Annotated in this window: 17 protein-coding genes; 10 read left to right on the top strand and 7 right to left on the bottom strand. The window is 60.4% G+C overall.

Annotated elements, in window-relative coordinates:
• Window positions 1-222: 222 nt before the first annotated feature.
• Complete coding sequence (gene clpP, locus N2A41_RS07270; RefSeq protein ID WP_017963838.1) at window positions 223-852, bottom strand: ATP-dependent Clp endopeptidase proteolytic subunit ClpP; 630 nt, start codon at window positions 850-852, stop codon at window positions 223-225.
• Window positions 853-1,317: 465 nt separating this feature from the next.
• On the opposite strand from clpP, the gene N2A41_RS07265 reads away from it, so the two are divergent.
• Both N2A41_RS07265 and N2A41_RS07260 read left to right on the top strand, forming a co-directional pair.
• A complete protein-coding gene (locus tag N2A41_RS07265) occupies window positions 1,318-2,571 on the top strand; it encodes a sensor domain-containing diguanylate cyclase (RefSeq protein WP_260058105.1) in 1,254 nt (417 codons plus the stop codon).
• A 59-nt stretch (window positions 2,572-2,630) separates the two neighbouring features.
• Window positions 2,631-3,875: a cytochrome P450 gene (locus tag N2A41_RS07260; RefSeq protein ID WP_260058104.1), complete on the top strand. Its 1,245-nt coding sequence runs from the start codon at window positions 2,631-2,633 to the stop codon at window positions 3,873-3,875.
• A gap of 236 nt (window positions 3,876-4,111) precedes the next feature.
• Here N2A41_RS07260 and N2A41_RS07255 read toward each other — a convergent pair whose 3' ends face one another.
• The 4 genes from N2A41_RS07255 to N2A41_RS07240 all read right to left on the bottom strand — a co-directional run bounded on the left by N2A41_RS07255 (window position 4,112) and on the right by N2A41_RS07240 (window position 8,693).
• Window positions 4,112-6,241 carry a bifunctional diguanylate cyclase/phosphodiesterase gene (locus tag N2A41_RS07255; protein ID WP_260110613.1) on the bottom strand — a complete coding sequence of 710 codons (2,130 nt, stop codon included), beginning with the start codon at window positions 6,239-6,241 and terminating at the stop codon, window positions 4,112-4,114.
• Window positions 6,242-6,496: 255 nt separating this feature from the next.
• Window positions 6,497-6,841, bottom strand: coding sequence for a cupin domain-containing protein (locus N2A41_RS07250; protein WP_222384758.1), 345 nt, complete (start codon window positions 6,839-6,841; stop codon window positions 6,497-6,499).
• A gap of 22 nt (window positions 6,842-6,863) precedes the next feature.
• Entirely contained in the window at window positions 6,864-8,147 is a 1,284-nt protein-coding gene (locus N2A41_RS07245) for an O-acetylhomoserine aminocarboxypropyltransferase (protein ID WP_222384757.1), read from the bottom strand.
• A gap of 117 nt (window positions 8,148-8,264) precedes the next feature.
• Complete coding sequence (locus tag N2A41_RS07240; protein ID WP_170261164.1) at window positions 8,265-8,693, bottom strand: CoA-binding protein; 429 nt, start codon at window positions 8,691-8,693, stop codon at window positions 8,265-8,267.
• 121 nt (window positions 8,694-8,814) lie between these two features.
• On the opposite strand from N2A41_RS07240, the gene N2A41_RS07235 reads away from it, so the two are divergent.
• Window positions 8,815-9,138: a hypothetical protein gene (locus tag N2A41_RS07235; protein ID WP_260110612.1), complete on the top strand. Its 324-nt coding sequence runs from the start codon at window positions 8,815-8,817 to the stop codon at window positions 9,136-9,138.
• Between the two features lie 476 nt (window positions 9,139-9,614).
• A complete protein-coding gene (locus tag N2A41_RS07230; RefSeq protein WP_260110611.1) occupies window positions 9,615-10,451 on the top strand; it encodes a DMT family transporter in 837 nt (278 codons plus the stop codon).
• On the opposite strand, the gene N2A41_RS07225 is transcribed toward N2A41_RS07230, so the two are convergent.
• Both N2A41_RS07225 and N2A41_RS07220 read right to left on the bottom strand, forming a co-directional pair.
• Window positions 10,452-11,282: an enoyl-CoA hydratase gene (locus tag N2A41_RS07225; protein WP_260110610.1), complete on the bottom strand. Its 831-nt coding sequence runs from the start codon at window positions 11,280-11,282 to the stop codon at window positions 10,452-10,454. It lies immediately after the preceding gene.
• A gap of 96 nt (window positions 11,283-11,378) precedes the next feature.
• Window positions 11,379-11,609 (bottom strand): DUF1127 domain-containing protein, encoded by a 231-nt coding sequence (locus N2A41_RS07220; protein ID WP_170278509.1) that lies wholly within the window; start codon window positions 11,607-11,609, stop codon window positions 11,379-11,381.
• A gap of 73 nt (window positions 11,610-11,682) precedes the next feature.
• On the opposite strand from N2A41_RS07220, the gene N2A41_RS07215 reads away from it, so the two are divergent.
• The 6 genes from N2A41_RS07215 to argC all read left to right on the top strand — a co-directional run bounded on the left by N2A41_RS07215 (window position 11,683) and on the right by argC (window position 17,503).
• On the top strand, window positions 11,683-12,582 hold the full coding sequence (locus N2A41_RS07215) for a LysR family transcriptional regulator (protein WP_260110609.1): 900 nt from the start codon (window positions 11,683-11,685) through the stop codon (window positions 12,580-12,582).
• 316 nt (window positions 12,583-12,898) lie between these two features.
• Window positions 12,899-13,363, top strand: a complete 465-nt coding sequence (gene rplM, locus N2A41_RS07210; protein WP_003558420.1) for a 50S ribosomal protein L13 — start codon at window positions 12,899-12,901, stop codon at window positions 13,361-13,363.
• Between the two features lies 1 nt (window position 13,364).
• A complete protein-coding gene (gene rpsI / locus N2A41_RS07205; RefSeq protein WP_017963826.1) occupies window positions 13,365-13,832 on the top strand; it encodes a 30S ribosomal protein S9 in 468 nt (155 codons plus the stop codon).
• Between the two features lie 307 nt (window positions 13,833-14,139).
• Window positions 14,140-15,327 (top strand): CmlA/FloR family chloramphenicol efflux MFS transporter, encoded by a 1,188-nt coding sequence (gene cml, locus N2A41_RS07200; protein WP_260110608.1) that lies wholly within the window; start codon window positions 14,140-14,142, stop codon window positions 15,325-15,327.
• Between the two features lie 220 nt (window positions 15,328-15,547).
• Window positions 15,548-16,510 carry an agmatinase gene (gene speB / locus N2A41_RS07195; protein WP_260110607.1) on the top strand — a complete coding sequence of 321 codons (963 nt, stop codon included), beginning with the start codon at window positions 15,548-15,550 and terminating at the stop codon, window positions 16,508-16,510.
• A gap of 60 nt (window positions 16,511-16,570) precedes the next feature.
• Window positions 16,571-17,503, top strand: a complete 933-nt coding sequence (argC, locus tag N2A41_RS07190) for an N-acetyl-gamma-glutamyl-phosphate reductase (RefSeq protein ID WP_170256790.1) — start codon at window positions 16,571-16,573, stop codon at window positions 17,501-17,503.
• Window positions 17,504-17,549: the final 46 nt, after the last annotated feature.

Below are 17,549 nucleotides of genomic sequence, written 5' to 3'. Positions count from 1 at the left end.
AGCCTTTGCCGAGAAGGGCTTCAGGGGGTACGAACCGGCCCCAACCAATCATGTCCGGGTTCCGGCGGCAACGAATTCCCCTTCGAATACCGAATGCTATGTCATAAAAATTCAACATAGCATTAATAGTTACTATTAGCGTCTTCGTCGCCGGATGAAAGCCCTTGTTCAATCACAAATGGGATAGAACTGTGGCGAGGAAAACACCATCCCTATTAATTACTAGGCCTGTTCGCCTTCCATTTCGAGGCGCGACGTCAGAACCTTGTCGATCACGCCCCAGCTCTGCGCTTCGTCCGCATCCATGAAATGGTCACGATCGAGCGTCTTTTCAACTTCCTCGTAGGTCCGGCCGGTGTGCTTGACGTAGACCTCGTTCAGGCGGCGCTTCATTTTGAGGATGTCGCGGGCGTGCCGCTCGATGTCCGAGGCCTGCCCCTGGAAGCCGCCCGAGGGCTGGTGCACCATGATGCGGGAATTCGGCGTCGCAAAGCGCATGTCCTGGTGGCCGGCCGCCAGCAGCAGCGAGCCCATGGATGCGGCCTGGCCGATGCAGAGCGTCGAAACCGCGGGCTTGATGAACTGCATCGTATCGTAGATCGCCATGCCGGCGGTGACGACGCCACCGGGCGAATTGATGTAGAGGGCGATTTCCTTCTTCGGGTTTTCGGCCTCGAGGAAGAGCAGCTGGGCGCAGACGAGCGTTGCCATATGGTCTTCGACGGCACCCGTCAGGAAGATGATGCGTTCCTTCAACAGACGGGAATAGATGTCGTAGGAGCGTTCACCGCGGTTGGTCTGTTCCACGACCATCGGCACGAGGGCCATTGCGGTATCGACTGGGTTTCTCATGTGCGTCCTTTGTCAGCGTCTCGCCGGCCGGCGCCGGGAATCAAAGAAAAATATCTTACCCCTACATAGAGTGTCCCGGCCCTCCTCTTCAAGACACGCATGAGGATAACGTTAAGAAGGCGGGGCCAAGCGGCTTTAGCGCCTTCTTCATGCATGTCGCTATCCCGGAACCGCTGCACACTTCCGACCGACATGCATTAAGTTTCGGCTCCTGGTAGCCTCTTTCCCCCAAACGCCTGTTAACGGCGAGCCCTCGGCCTGATCTCCCCCATCTTTTCTCCATGGCAGGATGAAGGAAGGCTTACTCTATTCGATAATACTCATGCACGTTTACCCAACGGAAAGCCTACCGGCAGATATCGGCCCAAAACAATGCCGCAGCGCAGCGACATTAAGGAAGTGGCGAGCTTCCTCGGCAAGGATGCAAGCCAACAGAAAAGAGCGGACAGACAAGGGGTTGCTGCCGTGTTCAATATTGCTACAGGTCTCGCCATCTGGTGTTCAGAGGCCATGACGCTCGCTTTGGTGCTGTTCGTCGCCTGGCGCCACAACGTCAGGAACGAGGCCTATCTCTATTGGGGCTTGGGCTTCCTCCTGACCGGCATTGGCTTTGCGATGGTCGCGCTGCGCGGCGAAATCCCCAGCGTGCTTTCCGTAGAGGCGGGCAACGCCATCGCCTTGCTCGGCCAGAGCGCCTGGGTGGCGGGTTTTCTGGCGCTCGACCGCAAGCGGATCGAATGGTGGGCGCTGCTGCCGCCGGCAATCTGGCTCGCCGGGGTCTTCCTGCCCTGGGTCAACAGCGATTATTCAAACCGGGTGGTGCTCTATAACCTTGCTTCGGCGACGGGTGCGACGGCACTTGCAATGGCGGTCGCCGCCGGCGACATGCGCCGCGAGCGTACCCGCCGTAAGCTGATGGGCGTGTTCGTCCTCCAGGGCTGCCTGTGCTTCGGCTCGGCGCTGATGATGGCGCTGACGATGCCAAGCGATATCGAAGCGACGAATCTCGGCGGCGTTTCCGCCATGGCCAGCGCCTTCCTGCTCACCATCGCGTTCGCGTTCACCTGCCGGCTGATCATGGAGCGTTCCGAACGGCACCTGCGTGCGCTCACCCTGACCGATTCGCTGACCGGCGTGCTCAACCGCCGCGGCCTGCTCGGCTATTTCGACGCCACCCAGGAAAAGGCCCATGACGACCGGCGCCAGGTCGCGGTCATGCTTTTCGATCTCGACCATTTCAAGCGGGTCAACGACCGTTTCGGCCACCAGTCCGGCGACGCGGTGCTGACCGCATTCGCGCGGATGGCCCGCCAGTATATTCCAAACAACATCTTCGGCCGCATGGGCGGCGAGGAATTCGCCGCCTTCGCCGCGGTCACGGACCAGACGGAAGCCGAGGCGATCGCCGAAGCGATCCGCACCGAATTCTGCAGTCTTCCCGTCAGCACCGGCGAAGCTATCGTTCCGGTCACGGTCAGCATCGGCATCGCGCTCGCCTCCTCGATCGAAGCCAATATCGACAAGCTGATCTCGGCTGCCGACCGGGCGCTCTATGCGGCGAAGGCCGCCGGCCGCAACTGCACGGTCACCTTCGGCGAAGCGGAGGCCGCGGCCCCTGCCCCGGCTGCGCCGCCAAGCACCGCCGGCGAACTCGTACCGACGGTCGACGACCAGGTCGAGGCGCTGCGACGCATGGGCACACTGTCGCGGGCCGGGTAGTCCGGGATCCCTCTCCCCACATCTTTTCGAGGCTTACCAAATCCGCTAAGCCTCGGGGCATGATGATCCCATCCTTTCTCTCGATCGACCGCGCCAACCGTCATGTCTCTCTGGACGGCCGCAACCCGGCCTTCTACAGTAACCCGAATGCCGTCTATGCGGCCCTTCACGCCCATTGCCCGACCTTCTACTGGCTTGAGCAGAAGCAGTGGTTCTTCACGGGTTACGACCATGTGAACGGTCTGCTGCGCGACCGCCGCTTTGGCCGGCAGATCCTGCATATCGCCAGCCGCGAGGAGCTCTGCCTTGCCGAGCCGATGCCGCATCTTGCCAGTTTCGATCTCTCGGAACGTTATTCCCTGCTCGAACTCGAACCGCCGGAGCACACGCGGCTGCGTACGCTCGTCAACCGCGCCTTCGTTTCCCGCCATGTCGAGAAGATGAAACCGGAGCTTGCCGAACTCGCCAATCGGCTGATCGACGGTTTCGCGGAGAAGCGTGAGGTCGAGCTGCTCTCGGCCTTTGCCGACATCATCCCGGTGACGATGATTGCCCGGATGATCGGTATTCCCGAAGAGATGGGACCGCAACTTCTCGCCTGGTCGCACGCCTATGTCCGCATGTACATGTTCGGCCGTACGCGCGAGCAGGAGGACGAGGCCGAACGGGCGGCGAAGGAATTTTCCGACTACGTCAAAACGGTCATCACAGAACGCCGCACCGAACCGCGCGACGACCTGCTGACCCACATGATCCATACCGAGCACAAGGGTCAGTATCTGACCGAAGAGGAGCTCGTCTCGACAACGATCGTGCTGCTCAATGCCGGGCATGAGGCGACCGTGCACCAGATCGGCAATTCCGTACGCACCATCCTCGACAGCGGCTGCGATCCGGCGGAACTCTTCCGTGACGAGGCGACGACGGAGCGCACCGTAGAGGAAACCTTGCGCATCTGCGCGCCGGTCCACATCTTCCAGCGCTGGGCGCTGGAGCCAGCCGAAATCGACGGGGTCTCCTTCAAGCGCGGCGACAAGGTGAGCCTCATCCTCGCCGCCGCCAATCTCGACCCGACGAAATTCACCGATCCGCTGACCTTCCTGCCTGGTCGTAACGAAGCGGCGAACCTCTCCTTCGGCGCCGGCATCCATTTCTGCATCGGCGCGCCGTTGGCACGGCTGGAGCTCAACGTCGTGCTGCCGATCCTGTTCGAACGGCTGGCCGGACTCAAGCTGGCAAAGACACCCGTGGTCAAGGACGTCTACCATTTCCACGGGCTAGACCGGCTGGATCTGCAATGGTGATCGATTCCTCCTTCGGGCATCGCTGAAGCGATCCCGGGATTGCGGATCAGCCGTAACGGCCGGTATAGTCTTCCGTGCGCTTGACCTTCAGCGACTGGCAGCAGGACAAATGTTACCGGTTAACGGTGAAGACGTCCGGCAGCGAGTGAAAGGGAGTCACGTTCAGCGGTCACCGCTCTGCTGGAACGCCGGTAACGAGCCATCAACACCGAGTCTATGCCACGACCTTGGCGGCATCATGCGGCTGACTCTTCTAACAGCCTGCTGGATATGTCATATGCCGACATAGGCTTTCCCATCAGATATCCTTGAAGCTGATCGCAGCCGGCATCGCGCAAGATCGCCGCCTGGCGAGCAGTCTCGATCCCTTCCGCGGTCACGGGAACCCGCAGCGCGGTCGCGAGCGAGATGGTTGCCCGCAGAACATCGGCGCCATTTGAGTCTTCGTCGAGAGCAGACACGAGCGAGCGGTCGATCTTCATGCGATCGAACCCGAACTGCCGCAATGCGCCAATGCTTGCGTAGCCGCAGCCAAAGTCATCAAGCGCGAACTTGATGCCGACATGCTTGAGCTGGTCTATCGACCGCCGGGCCTGATCCGGATTTGTCATCAGAACGCCTTCGGTGATTTCCAATGTCAGGCGGTTGGGATTAAAATCGAGCTCCTGCAGGACCGAGATCACTTCAGCGGCAAATTCCGGATTGCAGAGCTGGATTGGCGAAACGTTCACCGACAATGCCAGATCGGGCCAGCTCTTGGCGTGCTCGATCGATGTTCTCAGCATATGAACGCCGAGCGCATCGATGAGGCCGCACCTCTCGGCAAGAGGGATGAAAATCTCCGGGCTGATATTTCCGGTTGCAGTTCGCCAGCGCGCCAGTGCTTCAAGACCGGTCACAGCGCCGGTCGAAGCAGAGACGAGAGGTTGGAAAACGGCTTCGATTGCGCCACTGCTGATGGCGCTCTTCAACAGGCCTTCCAGTTCGGCGACCCGTTGGCGTTCCCGGTCCAGTTCGGGGTCGTATTCGATCGCCTGGCCCCGACCATTTGCCTTGGCACGATAGAGGGCCATGTCCGCTCTGCGGAGCAGCTCCAAGGGCGGGACGTCGCCGCTGCGGGCAGCAGCGCCGATGCTTGCGCCAACCTCGATCGTTCGTCCGTCGATTTTGAAGGGCTCGGCAAACAGCGCCAGAATGGTCTTTTCCATCTCTCCGCGCGTGGCAGAACCGACGTGCACCAGCGCAAATTCATCGCCCCCGAGCCGCGCCGTGGCAATGATCTCGGGGTGGCAGGCGGCTAGCGCCTTCGAGACCAGCCGGATCAAATCGTCCCCCACCGCATGGCCCCAGGCATCGTTGACGGCCTTGAAGCCATCAAGGTCGACCAGATAGAGCCGATGTGGCGAAGAGGCCGAATTTTCCAGCCCTTCCAACAGGTTGAGAAGCCCGTGTCTGTTCAACAGACCGCTCAGGCTATCGTGGTCGGCTTCGAAAATCGCTGTTTGCGCCAATTGGCGCAGGCGCCGCGCCTCGGAGGCGCCAACCAGCAGAACGCCGATCAGGAACAGCGCGAGGATGACGATAGCGGCTGCAACATAGGGGTACACCTGATGAAACACGGCGCTTCCCGGCGCTTTGCTGGGCCAGACGAGATAGCCGATGACGGCCCCCTTCATGTCGGTGATCGGCGTGTTCAAGAACTCAGGCTTCGGCGTCGTCTCAAGTCGCAAGCCTTCAAGTTCATGTTCATTCGAAAGCGTGTCGATAACTTCCGATGTAAATTCCTTGTAGAAACTCAGCGTGCTAAGCTTCGGAAGCTCCGCGGTCGCTTGGAAAGGCTGGATTGCCTGCGATGCGATCAGAGCGATACCGTTTTCGGTCTTGATGAAATTGATCACTGGCGCCCGCTCCGGATCGGCAGCCACATTGATCTGCTGATAAAAACCTTGCCCGAAAAACGCGCTCGGCTGGAAGGGCTTGCCTTTGGCATAGGCCGAGACGATCGAAGACCGATCAGGGCCAATCACGATCGCGCCATCATAGAGCGCGTAATCCTCGCTGGTTTTCCCCCAATTCTCATAGGCCCAATCCGCGGCAGCCGAAGATGAGACAGCGCTATAGGCATCATCCCATACGGCATTATCCGTCGTTGTCGCGCTCAGGCGACTGACAAACGCACCGATTGCCGCGCGGGCGGCGCGACTGGCCCTGGCATCATCGATTTCGTTCGCAGACCGGGTCATCGTAACGACGACATGTGCCACCAGGCCGGTCAGTACGAGGGCGACGACAAGGAAGAAGACCGTTGTTGCGATGATGGAAGACGTCTGGGTGCGAACGTACCTACCTGCAAGATTCGACGACATGCAAATTCCGGAAAGATTAATTGCAAGGCCATGTCTGTGGGACGGCAGGAGACATCATGTCCGCAATGCGCTGCAGATAATGTTTAGCATTTGTCGATGTAGGCGCGATTAATGGGATTGGTTAAAAGCATTTCAATCCGGGACAACGCGTCACGAACACCGTCGTTGCCCGCTTGCCGTTGCGGAGCACCGCCGTGAAAGTGACGACAAAGGCGAAGCCGAAAACGGGACAGGCTCGGCTTCGTTCGCCCCCGCTCAAACCTTGATCACATAATCCTTGCGAGTCGTTTCAACGACTTCCCACGTTCCCTTGAAGCCGGGCTTGAGGATCATCCGCTCGCCCGTCTTCAGATGAACCGGTTCACCGCCATCCTCCGTCACGATCGAATGGCCGGACAGCAGACTGAAATATTCCCATTCCTCGTAGGTGATCCGCCACTTGCCCGGCGTCGCCTCCCAAACGCCGGAATAGAGGCCGCCTTCGGCTTCCTCCAGATTCCATGTGCGGAAATGCGGATCGCCGGAAATGATCCGGCCGGGCTCTGGGGCGCCGAAATCGGGTTCGACGCCGTCGATATCGAAGGTGATGAAATTTGTCATGGTCGCCGTAGATCCCTCTGACTCAGATCTTGGACAATGCCTGTTCGAGATCGGCTATGATGTCCTTGACGTCCTCGATGCCGACGGAGAGGCGCACGACGTCTGGCCCGGCGCCGGCAGCAATCCTCTGCTCGTCGGTTAACTGCCGGTGCGTCGTCGAGGCCGGATGAATGACGAGCGAACGGGTATCGCCGATATTGGCAAGATGGGAGAAGAGCTCCAGCCCCTCGACCAGTGTCTTGCCCGCCTCATAGCCGCCCTTGACGCCGAAGGTGAAGACGGAGCCGGCGCCCTTCGGCGAGTAGCGCTGCTGCAGGGCGTGGTTCGGGTCGTCGTCGAGGCCGGCATAATTCACCCAGGCGATCTTGCTGTGCGCCTTCAGCCATTTGGCGACGGCGATCGCATTGTCGCTGTGGCGCTGCATTCTGAGCGGCAGCGTCTCGATGCCGGTCAGGATCAGGAAGGCATTGAAGGGCGAGATCGCCGGCCCGAGGTCGCGCAGGCCAAGCACGCGTGCAGCGATCGCGAAGGCGAAATTGCCGAAGGTCGCGTGTAGCACCATGCCGTTATATTCCGGCCGCGGGCTCGACAGCATCGGGTAATTGCCGGATTTCGACCAGTCGAAGGTGCCGCCGTCGACGATGAGGCCGCCCATGGAATTGCCGTGGCCGCCGAGAAACTTGGTCAGTGAATGCACGACGATGTCGGCACCGTGCTCGATCGGGCGGATGAGATAGGGTGTCGCCATCGTATTGTCGACGATCAGCGGCAGGCCGTGGCGATGTGCGACGTCGGCAATCGCCGCGATATCAACGAAGGTGCCGCCGGGATTGGCCAGGCTTTCGATGAAGATGCCGCGTGTCTTGTCGTCGATCTGGCTTTCGAAGCTTGTCGGATCGGCGGCATCGGCCCAACGCACCTGCCAGCCAAAATTCTCGAAGGCATGGCCGAACTGATTGACCGAGCCGCCATAGAGCTGGCGGGCAGCGATGAAATTCTCGCCGGGGCGCATGATGTTGTGGAAGACGATCACCTGCGCCGCGTGGCCGGAAGCAACGGCAAGGGCTGCCGTGCCACCCTCGAGCGCTGCGACGCGCTCCTCAAGCACGGCTTGCGTCGGGTTCATGATGCGGGTGTAGATGTTGCCGAAGGCCTGCAGCCCGAAGAGGGCGGCGGCATGATCGGAATCATTGAAGACGAAAGCGGTCGTCTGGTAGATCGGCGTTACCCGCGCCCCGGTCGTCGGGTCGGGCTGTGCGCCGGCATGAATCGCCAACGTATTGAATCCCGGATCATTCTTGGCCATGTCGTCCTCCCGTTGTTGCTGACGGGCGGGATCATAGCCTGTCGCTTACGAAAGTTAACCGCGATCCGTTTCAACCCATGGGCCTTCGGTGGAAAATCCATCTCAGCAGACCGCAACTCAGGCAATAAGACGAGGATACTCGATCGCAGGGCAGCGGTTCATCACGACCTGGATGCCGGCAGCCTCCGCCTTTGCCGCAGCCGCATCGTCGCGGACGCCAAGCTGGGCCCAGATGATCTTCGGCAGCGGCTTCAGCACCAGCGCCTCCTCGACGACACCATCCAGATATTCGGAGGCGCGAAATACGTCGACCATGTCGATCGGCACGGGAATGTCGGCGAGTCGGGCATAGACGGTACGGCCTTGGATCTGTTTGCCCGCCTGCCCTGGATTGACAGGAATGACCTCGTAGCCACGCGACAGCAGATAGCCCATGACGCCGTTGCTCGGTCGGGCCGGATTGGGCGAAGCGCCGGTCAGCGCGATGGTTTTTGCCGAATGCAGAATTCCGGCGAGGTATTCATCCGTGTAGGCGTCGTGATTCATGTCCGCTTCTCCATTCCCGAAAGCCCTTCGGCACAGCCGACATGTTTTTTTTGCGTTTTCATGAAACCGGCGGTGTGTCTCTTTCGTATATATGCATTGGCTGCTCTCTGAGGATGATTCGATGAAAAAAATCGCTCTTGCCCTCATGCTCGTGCTCGCCGCATCGCCGGCGCTGGCGATCTCGCGTTACAATCCGCTCGCCATGATCTGTGCCAGCGTGCGCGCTGCCATCCACAATCAAGGCGCCGTCATCTTCCGCTACCAGTCTCCGCGTGACTTGCCGCTCTATGATCGCTATGTCCGCAACAGCAATTATTGCGACGCGACCGATTATGCCGAATGGACGCATATCCCTTCGAAAGACAATCCCCGCTGCCAGGTATTGAACTGCCAGAGCATAGACAACCTTGACGGGATGCTCTTCGTTCCGCATCATCAGCTTTGATTTTTTCGCCGTCGTGACAGCCGCCTAAACTGTACGTCTTTCGCGTTTGCGAAAGGCCTGAGCTCAATTCCGCGCTGCGATTTCTTGAAGATTGCACAACCAAAGGCTTTAATTTTCCCCCTATGTCAAAGCTATAGAATAATATCTATATTTCAGTAGCATAGAATAACCGCCTCCCGAATTCTCGCAGATATTTTCTCCTTCTGTTCGCGATAATTCCGCCATTTGTTCCCTCGTCCATTAGAAACATCTCATAGTTGAAAGCATCGCGTGGATTGAACGTATATCGCGCGCACGCAAAAATTGCCGCAATGCCCACCATTGTTCACATCCTGAAAGGATGCTATTCGACATATGAACGCATAAGCGACCGCAGCCGCACGTTTTCGTGCAAATCCCAGTTGTCTTTTCAGAAATTTCAGACGCCGAAGGCGAGGCGTATTCCGCTTCCTCTCATCTTTTCCGGACTTACTCCCTTGCCTCTCGACGTTATCCTGCTCGTTCTCTTCGGCGCACTGCTGCACGCGACATGGAACGCCATCGTCAAGGCAGGGAGCGATAAATCCCTGGATGCGGCGCTGATCTCTGCCGGCGGCGCCGTTTCGGCACTGCCGTTGCTGGCGTTCCTGCCGCTGCCACACGCCTCCGCATGGCCGTTCATTGGCGCCTCGGCCATCCTGCAATTCGCTTATTTCCAGCTGGTCGCCGCCGCCTATCGGGCAGGCGACATCGGCCTCGTCTATCCGCTGATGCGTGGCTGTGCTCCTCTCCTGATCGCCGCGACAAGCGGTTTCATCCTCAAGGAAAATCTTTCCGGCGGCGCTCTTGCCGGCACAATGACAATCTGCGCCGGCGTGCTGATGCTCGCCTTGGAGGCGCGACGCGGCAGCCGCAGCGCAGTCGTCCTCTCGCTTGCCAATGCCTGCGTCATCGCCAGCTACACCTATGTCGACGGCGTCGGCGCGCGCATCTCCGGCAATGCGGTTTCCTACACCTTGTGGATGTCGCTGCTGCCGCCGGTACTGCTGTTTTCCTGGGCGGTGTCGCAGCGCGGCGCTTTCGCAGTCGTGCGTCACGTTCGCCGCAACTGGTGGCGCGGTCTTATCGGCGGCGCCGGCTCGATCGCTTCCTACGGGCTGGCACTCTGGGCAATGACGAAAGCCCCGGTCGCGACCGTTGCAGCCCTGCGCGAAACCGCGATCCTCTTTGCGTTGGTGATCTCGATCACCGTCTTCAAGGAAAAAGCCAGCATCTGGCGCTACGTCGCCGGCGTCGTCATCGCGATCGGCGGGCTGGTTCTGAAACTGGCGTGATTACTCGCAGTTCCATTCAGGTTTACGCTTGCCGAGGAAGGCGCTGATCCCTTCCTGCGCATCCTGCGTCAGCATGTTCTCGACCATCACCCTGGCGGTATAATCATATGCCGCTTCCACCGGCAGTTCGAGCTGCCGGTGGAAGGCTTCCTTGCCGATCTTCAGCGTCAGCGGCGATTTGCTGGCGATCACAGCCGCATATTTGGAAACCACCTGCGCCAGATACTGCTTCGGCACGATACGGTTGACGAGGCCGAAATCCTTGGCGGTCGAGGCGTCGATCGTCTCGCCGGTCAGCAGCATCTCCATTGCCTGCTTTCGGTGCGCTGCACGCGAAACGGCCACCATCGGCGTCGAACAGAAGAGGCCGATGTTGACGCCCGGCGTGCAGAATGTCGAACTATCCGTGCAGATCGCCAGATCGCAGGAGGCAACGAGCTGGCAGCCTGCAGCCGTCGCCAGCCCATCGATCTCGGCAATGACGGGCTTCGGCAGATGGGCGATCTTCAGCATCAGATCGGCGCAGAGCCGGAAGGTCTTTTCGAAGAAACCGGCACCCTGATCTTCATCGGCGCGATGGGCCGTCAGCTCTTTCAGATCATGTCCCGCGGAAAAGACGTTGCCGGTCGAGGCGATGACGACGACACGCACATCCGGCTCCGCTCCGGCCGTATCGAGCTCTTCCATCAGGCCTTCGAGAAGCGCGATCGAAAGCACATTGGCCGGCGGGTTATCGAGCACGAGCCGCAGCACGCCGTCGCGCAGAGAGCGGGTCAGCAGTCCGCCCCCCTCCGCTCTGGCTGCGTCCGGGAAGGATACGATTTCGGCCATGATGCTGCTCCCTGCGCTCGATTCCAGTCAGACGTTTTGCCACAAGGCGCCGGCAATTTCGAGCAGGATCCGCACTCCCCGCGTAGCTGCGGGACGTCAGGACCAGAACCACGACTTCGATGTCTCGGCCCGCGCCTGCGCACGGGTCAGACCGACATCAGAAAGCTCGTCGTCAGTGAGTTCCGAAAGCGTGCGGCGGCTGCGGCGCTTTTCGAGGTGATGTTCGATCGTCATCAGCAGCCGCAGGCTCCAGCGCGCCATGCCGCGAAGTCTCGACCGAGCGATATCGCGAGGTGTGTCAAGGATCCCGCTCAATTCCAGGGCCATCTCTTCTTCCTTTCTTCAACGGATGAAAGATGCGCTGGAAGATGCCGCGAAAGAAGCTTATGGATATTATGATATGCATAAGGATTTCTTTTGTATGCCTCTCCACCTCGATCAGCTTGCCGCCTTCGTCAACGTCGCCGATCTCGGAAGCTTTACGGCTGCGGCCGACAAGGAAGGCCTGACGCAACCGGCCGTCAGCCTGCAGGTCAAGGGGCTCGAACAGCGGCTCGGCGTCCGGCTGATCGAGCGTGTCGGGCGGCGGGCGCAGCCGACCGCGGCAGGCCTCGACCTGCTCGTGCACGCAAGGCGGCTGCTCCAGGAATCGGCCGCCGCGGAAGAAGCGATGATGCCGTACAGAGATGGAGCCAGCGGCCGCGTGCGCATCGGTAGCGGCGGCACGGCGTCGATCCATCTGCTTCCTCGCACCATCGCCGTCGCCAGAAAATCCATGCCCGGCCTCGAAATCACCGTGCGCATCGGCGATGCCGACGACATTCTGCGCGATCTGGAGGCCAACAGCCTCGATATCGCCGTCGTCGCCCTGCCGGCATCGGGACGGAACTTCGAGATCGAACCGTTCTACGAGGAGGAATTGCTGGCCGTTGCCCCCGCGGGCAGTCTCATGCCCGACGGCGGACCGGACGCCGCGTTCATGCGCGACAGGACACTGCTGCTTTATGAGGGAGGCAATACCAGGCGGGCAATCGACACGTGGCTGGCTGCACCGGATACCAGGATCCGACCTGCGATGGAGTTCGGCAGCATCGAGGCGATCAAGGAGCTGGTGGCCGTGGGGCTCGGCTGGTCGATCCTGCCGGGGCTGGCGCTGAAGCGCGACCGCGCCGGCCTCGTCACGACTTCATCGCTGAACCCGCAGCTCACGCGCCGCCTCGGCATGGTTCTACGGCGAGACAAACATCTGACCCGCGGTCTTCGCGAAATGATCAAATGCCTGCGCGAGTTCGAGGATTAAAACGGCTTTCGGCCGTGGAGCGTTGGTTCAAACCCGGTGAAAGCGACGCGGAAAAGGCCAAACACGGCAGATCTCCGGCCGACAAATGTGAGGTATTATAATACCATATACATAACTCGTTGTTTTCACTTATTCTTTTTTCCGATCTCTCAGAAAAGTCGATATTGACCGAATATCACATTCCCTTTATACACCGCGCCAGAACGCAGCCTATCCGGGCTGCTTTCTTTTTGGCATGCCTCAAGCCTGCCAATCCAAGCAACAAGAAACGCCCTTCAAGCCTTCGGGCCAAGGGTCCCAAAAGAGAGTATTCACTATGGCAACCTTCTCCCAGAAGCCTGCAGAGGTGGAGAAGAAGTGGGTGATCATCGACGCCGAAGGGCTGGTCGTTGGCCGTCTCGCTTCCATCATCGCTATGCGCCTGCGCGGCAAGCACAAGGCAACCTTCACGCCTCACGTTGACGACGGCGACAACGTCATCGTCATCAATGCCGAAAAGGTCGTTTTCACCGGCAAGAAGTATTCCGACAAGGTCTACTACTGGCACACCGGTTATGCCGGCGGCATCAAGGAACGCAGCGCACGCCAGATCATCGAAGGCCGCTTCCCGGAGCGCGTCCTCGAAAAGGCCGTCGAACGTATGGTTCCGCGTGGCCCGCTCGGCCGTCGCCAGATGAAGAACCTGCGCGTTTACGCCGGCTCCAACCATCCCCATGAAGCCCAGCAGCCGGTCGCCCTCGACGTTGCCGCGCTCAACAAAAAGAACGTAAGGAGCGCCTGATATGGCTGACCTCTCCTCCCTGAAGGATCTCGGCACGGCTTCCGAAGCTGCTGCTCCGGCCCACGTCCGCAAGGTCGATTCGCTCGGCCGCTCCTACGCGACCGGCAAGCGCAAGAACGCCGTCGCCCGCGTCTGGGTCAAGCCGGGCTCCGGCAAGATCACCGTCAACGGCAAGGAATTCGCGGAATATTTCGCACGTCCGGTGCTGCAGATGATCCTGCGCCAGCCGATCGTTGCGGCTGCCCGTGACGGCCAGTTCGACATCGTCGCAACCGTTGCCGGCGGCGGCCTCTCCGGCCAGGCCGGTGCCGTTCGCCATGGCGTGTCCAAGGCGCTCACCTACTTCGAACCGGGCCTGCGCGCGGTGCTGAAGAAGGGCGGCTTCCTGACCCGCGACAGCCGCGTCGTCGAACGCAAGAAGTACGGCAAGGCAAAGGCCCGCCGCTCGTTCCAGTTCTCCAAGCGTTAATCGCTTCGGACAGACGGAATTTACGAAGGCCGGGGCAACCCGGCCTTTTTGTTTTGCGCTGCTTAAATCAATCGGAAGCGTGTTGGCATGCCATTGTCGCATACCAGTTCTGCTGGTAGAAACTTGGCAAAGCGCTTCGGGAATGAGCGGAGCCGCAGTCAGGGGCGCATGATGGGAACAACCAAGTCCGCAGACAAATAGGCCGCAACAACTTTGTCCTGTTGTTGCGGCGTCTGTCCGGTGAATCCCGATACCGATGAAGAGACAGATCGCCGCCGAATGAAATCATTTGAGCGGGTTCTTTCCCATGTCTTATCCCAAAATCCAGCACTGGACTTATTCCCTGCCGACAGCCTTGCTGCTGATGGCACCGTTCGACATCCTGGCCTCGCTCGCCATGGATATCTATTTGCCGATCGTGCCGATGATGCCGGAGGCACTCGGCACTTCGCGGGCCATCATCCAACTGACCCTCAGCCTCTACATGATCGTGCTCGGTGTCGGCCAGATCGTCTTCGGCCCAATTTCCGATATTATCGGACGACGGCCTGTCCTGCTTGGAGGTGCTGCACTCTTTGCCGCTGCATCCTTTCTGCTTGCTGGCTCCTCGTCGGCGCCGCTCTTCGTCGTCTTGAGATTGCTGCAGGCAGTCGGCGCGTCGGCGACCCTCGTCGCAACTTTCGCAACTGTGCGTGACGTCTACGGCGGGCGTCCCGAAAGCAGCACGATCTATAGCCTTCTCGGCTCCATTCTCTCGTTCGTGCCCGCATTGGGTCCGATCGCTGGAGCTCTGATATCGGATCGCTTCGGCTGGCGCGCCATCTTCCTCGTCATCGGTCTCCTTTCCATCGCCGCGCTTTTCAACGCCAGCATGCGGTGGCACGAAACCCGCCCTGCCGTTACCGCGAAGATCGATGTCCGCCCGATCCTTACAAGCCTTCCCTTCTGGGTCTATACGGGTGGCTTCAGCACGGCGATGGGCGCCTTCTTCGTCTTCTTCTCGACGGCACCTCGTATCTTGATCGACGAAGCCGGCTTCTCCGGCATCGGCTTCAGCTTCGTCTTTGCTACGGTGGCGCTGGTGATGATCGTGACGGCGCGTTTCGCCAAAGGCTTCGTGATGCGCTGGGGCATTGCAGGCAGCCTTGCCAGAGGCATGGCAGTACTGCTTCTCGGCGCCGCGCTGCTTGTCTTCGGAGAGTTGTTTCTGCAGCCTTCCCTGGTCAGCTTCGTCATGCCGATGTGGATCATCGCAATCGGCATCGTCCTTGCAACGGCGGTCACGGCCAACGGCGCGCTCGCCGCCTTTGGCGACACGGCGGGAACGGCGGTCGCGTTCTATTTCTGCGTCCAGAGCATCATCGTCGGCTTTGCCGGAACCTTCTTTGTGATTCTGCTCGGCGGCGACAATGCCTGGCCGCTCGCGGGCTATATCTCAGCGACCGCGCTGACGACGCTGGCTGGATTGTGGTGCCTGTGGGAGCCGGCCCGATAGGCAGCGGGCGAATGACGGTCGCTCGACGATCACGAGCGGCCGTCGTCCGAACGATTGCTTGAAATCCGTCCGCACCTCGCCTACCCCTTTCTGCGCGCAGAGGATCGGCCAATTCCTTCGCGAGAGACCCGCCGCCGACACCTCGCGTCGAACGGCAATCCTGCAATGCAGAGTCCGCATCGAACGCGACTATGGTTTTGCGGCGAAAAAGGAGCATGACTTGGCGAACAGATCGATTGACCACGCCTTCACGGCGACCAGCCTCACCTCCGCTGCCAGCGACCCGACCTTTGCCGGCGCGCTGTCCTTCATGCGCCGCCGCTTCACCAAGGAGCTCGCCGGCGTCGACGTCGCCGTCTGGGGCATTCCCTTCGATGCCGCGACATCGAACAGGCCGGGCACACGTTTCGGGCCGCAGGCGATCCGGCGCGCCTCGGCGATCTTCGACAATGATGCGCAATATCCCTTCAACCGCGACCTCTTCGCCGAAATGGCCGTGATCGACTATGGCGACTGCCTGCTCGATTATGGCAATCATCAAGACACGCCAGCCGCTATCGAACGCCAGGCAAATGTCATCCTCGACAGCGGCGCCTTCCTGCTGACGCTCGGCGGCGATCATTACGTCACCTGGCCGCTGCTGAAAGCCCATGTAGCAAAACATGGGCCGCTGGCGCTCGTGCAGTTCGACGCGCATCAGGACACCTGGTTCGACGAGGAACGGCGCATCGACCATGGCTCTTTCGTGGCGCGGGCCGCCCGCGAAGGCATCATCGATCCCGACCGCTCCATTCAGATCGGCATCCGCACCCACGCGCCGGAGGATTGCGGCGTCAATATTCTCTACGGTCATCAGGTCGAGGAGATGAGCGCCAGCGATATCGCCTCGGCGATCATCTCCCATACGCGGGGGGCGCCGGCCTATCTCACCTTCGATATCGATTGCCTCGATCCTGCCTTTGCGCCGGGCACCGGCACGCCGGTTTCAGGCGGGCCGTCGAGCGCCAAGATCCTCTCGGTGCTGCAGCGTCTGCACCAGCTCGATATCCGCGGCGCCGATGTCGTCGAGGTGTCGCCGCCCTATGATCATGCCGATATTACCGCCGTTGCGGGGGCAACGGTGGCGATGTATATGCTGGGGCTTCATGCCGAGCGACGCGCCATCGCCGTGTCACAAGGCTGACTTATCATCCTCAAACTGAATCCGGAAACCTTCAGAACCCATTGAAAGCGCAGGTTTAACATGGCACCGAAAATCTTCATCGACGGCGAACACGGCACGACGGGTCTGCAGATCCGCACCCGTATGGCCGGCCGCCGCGATGTCGAGCTTCTGTCAATTCCCGAAGCAGAGCGGCGCAACGCCGCGATGCGCGAGGACATGCTGAACAGCGCCGATATCGCCATCCTCTGCCTGCCCGACGACGCGTCGAAGGAAGCCGTGCAGATGGTTTCGGCCAACAACAATGTGCGCGTCATCGACACCTCGACCGCCTTTCGCGTCAATCCCGGCTGGGCCTATGGCTTTGCCGAAATGGACGGCGCACAGGCCGACAGAATCAGAGCCGCCCGTTTCGTCGCCAATCCCGGCTGTTATCCCACCGGAGCGATCGGCCTCATTCGGCCGCTGCGCGCCGCCGGCATTCTGCCGGACGGCTATCCGGTTACGGTCAACGCGGTTTCCGGCTATACCGGCGGCGGCAAGCAGATGATCGCGCAGATGGAAAACCCGGATCACCCGGATGCGATCACCGCGCCGCATTTCCTCTACGGCCTGCCGCTCACCCATAAACACGTGCCCGAGATGACCGTGCACGGCTTGCTCGATCGCGCACCGATCTTCTCGCCGTCGGTCGGCAAGTTCGCCCAGGGCATGATCGTGCAGGTGCCGCTGCATCTCGACGATCTCGCCGAGGGCACGACGATGGAAAGCATTCATACCGCACTCGTCGCCCATTATGCCGGCCAGGATATCGTCAGTGTCGTGCCGCTGGCCGAAAGCAAGGCCCTGCCCCGGGTCAACGCCGTCGAACTCGAAGGCAAGGATACGATGAAGCTCTTCATCTTCGGCACGCCAGGTGCTTCGCAGGTGAACCTCGTGGCGCTGCTCGACAATCTCGGCAAGGGTGCCTCGGGCGCTGCTGTGCAGAACATGGACCTGATGCTCGCCTCGTAAAGCGCGACGGCGGCGACATGGATGCCGCTCGAGCTTTGTGTCGATC

Origin of the sequence: Rhizobium sp. SRDI969 (assembly GCF_025152725.1) — a bacterium.
GTDB classification, from domain to species: Bacteria; Pseudomonadota; Alphaproteobacteria; order Rhizobiales; family Rhizobiaceae; genus Rhizobium; species Rhizobium leguminosarum_I.
Note: the sequence above shows the minus strand (reverse complement) of the source record. Positions and strands in the feature narration are given on the sequence as shown.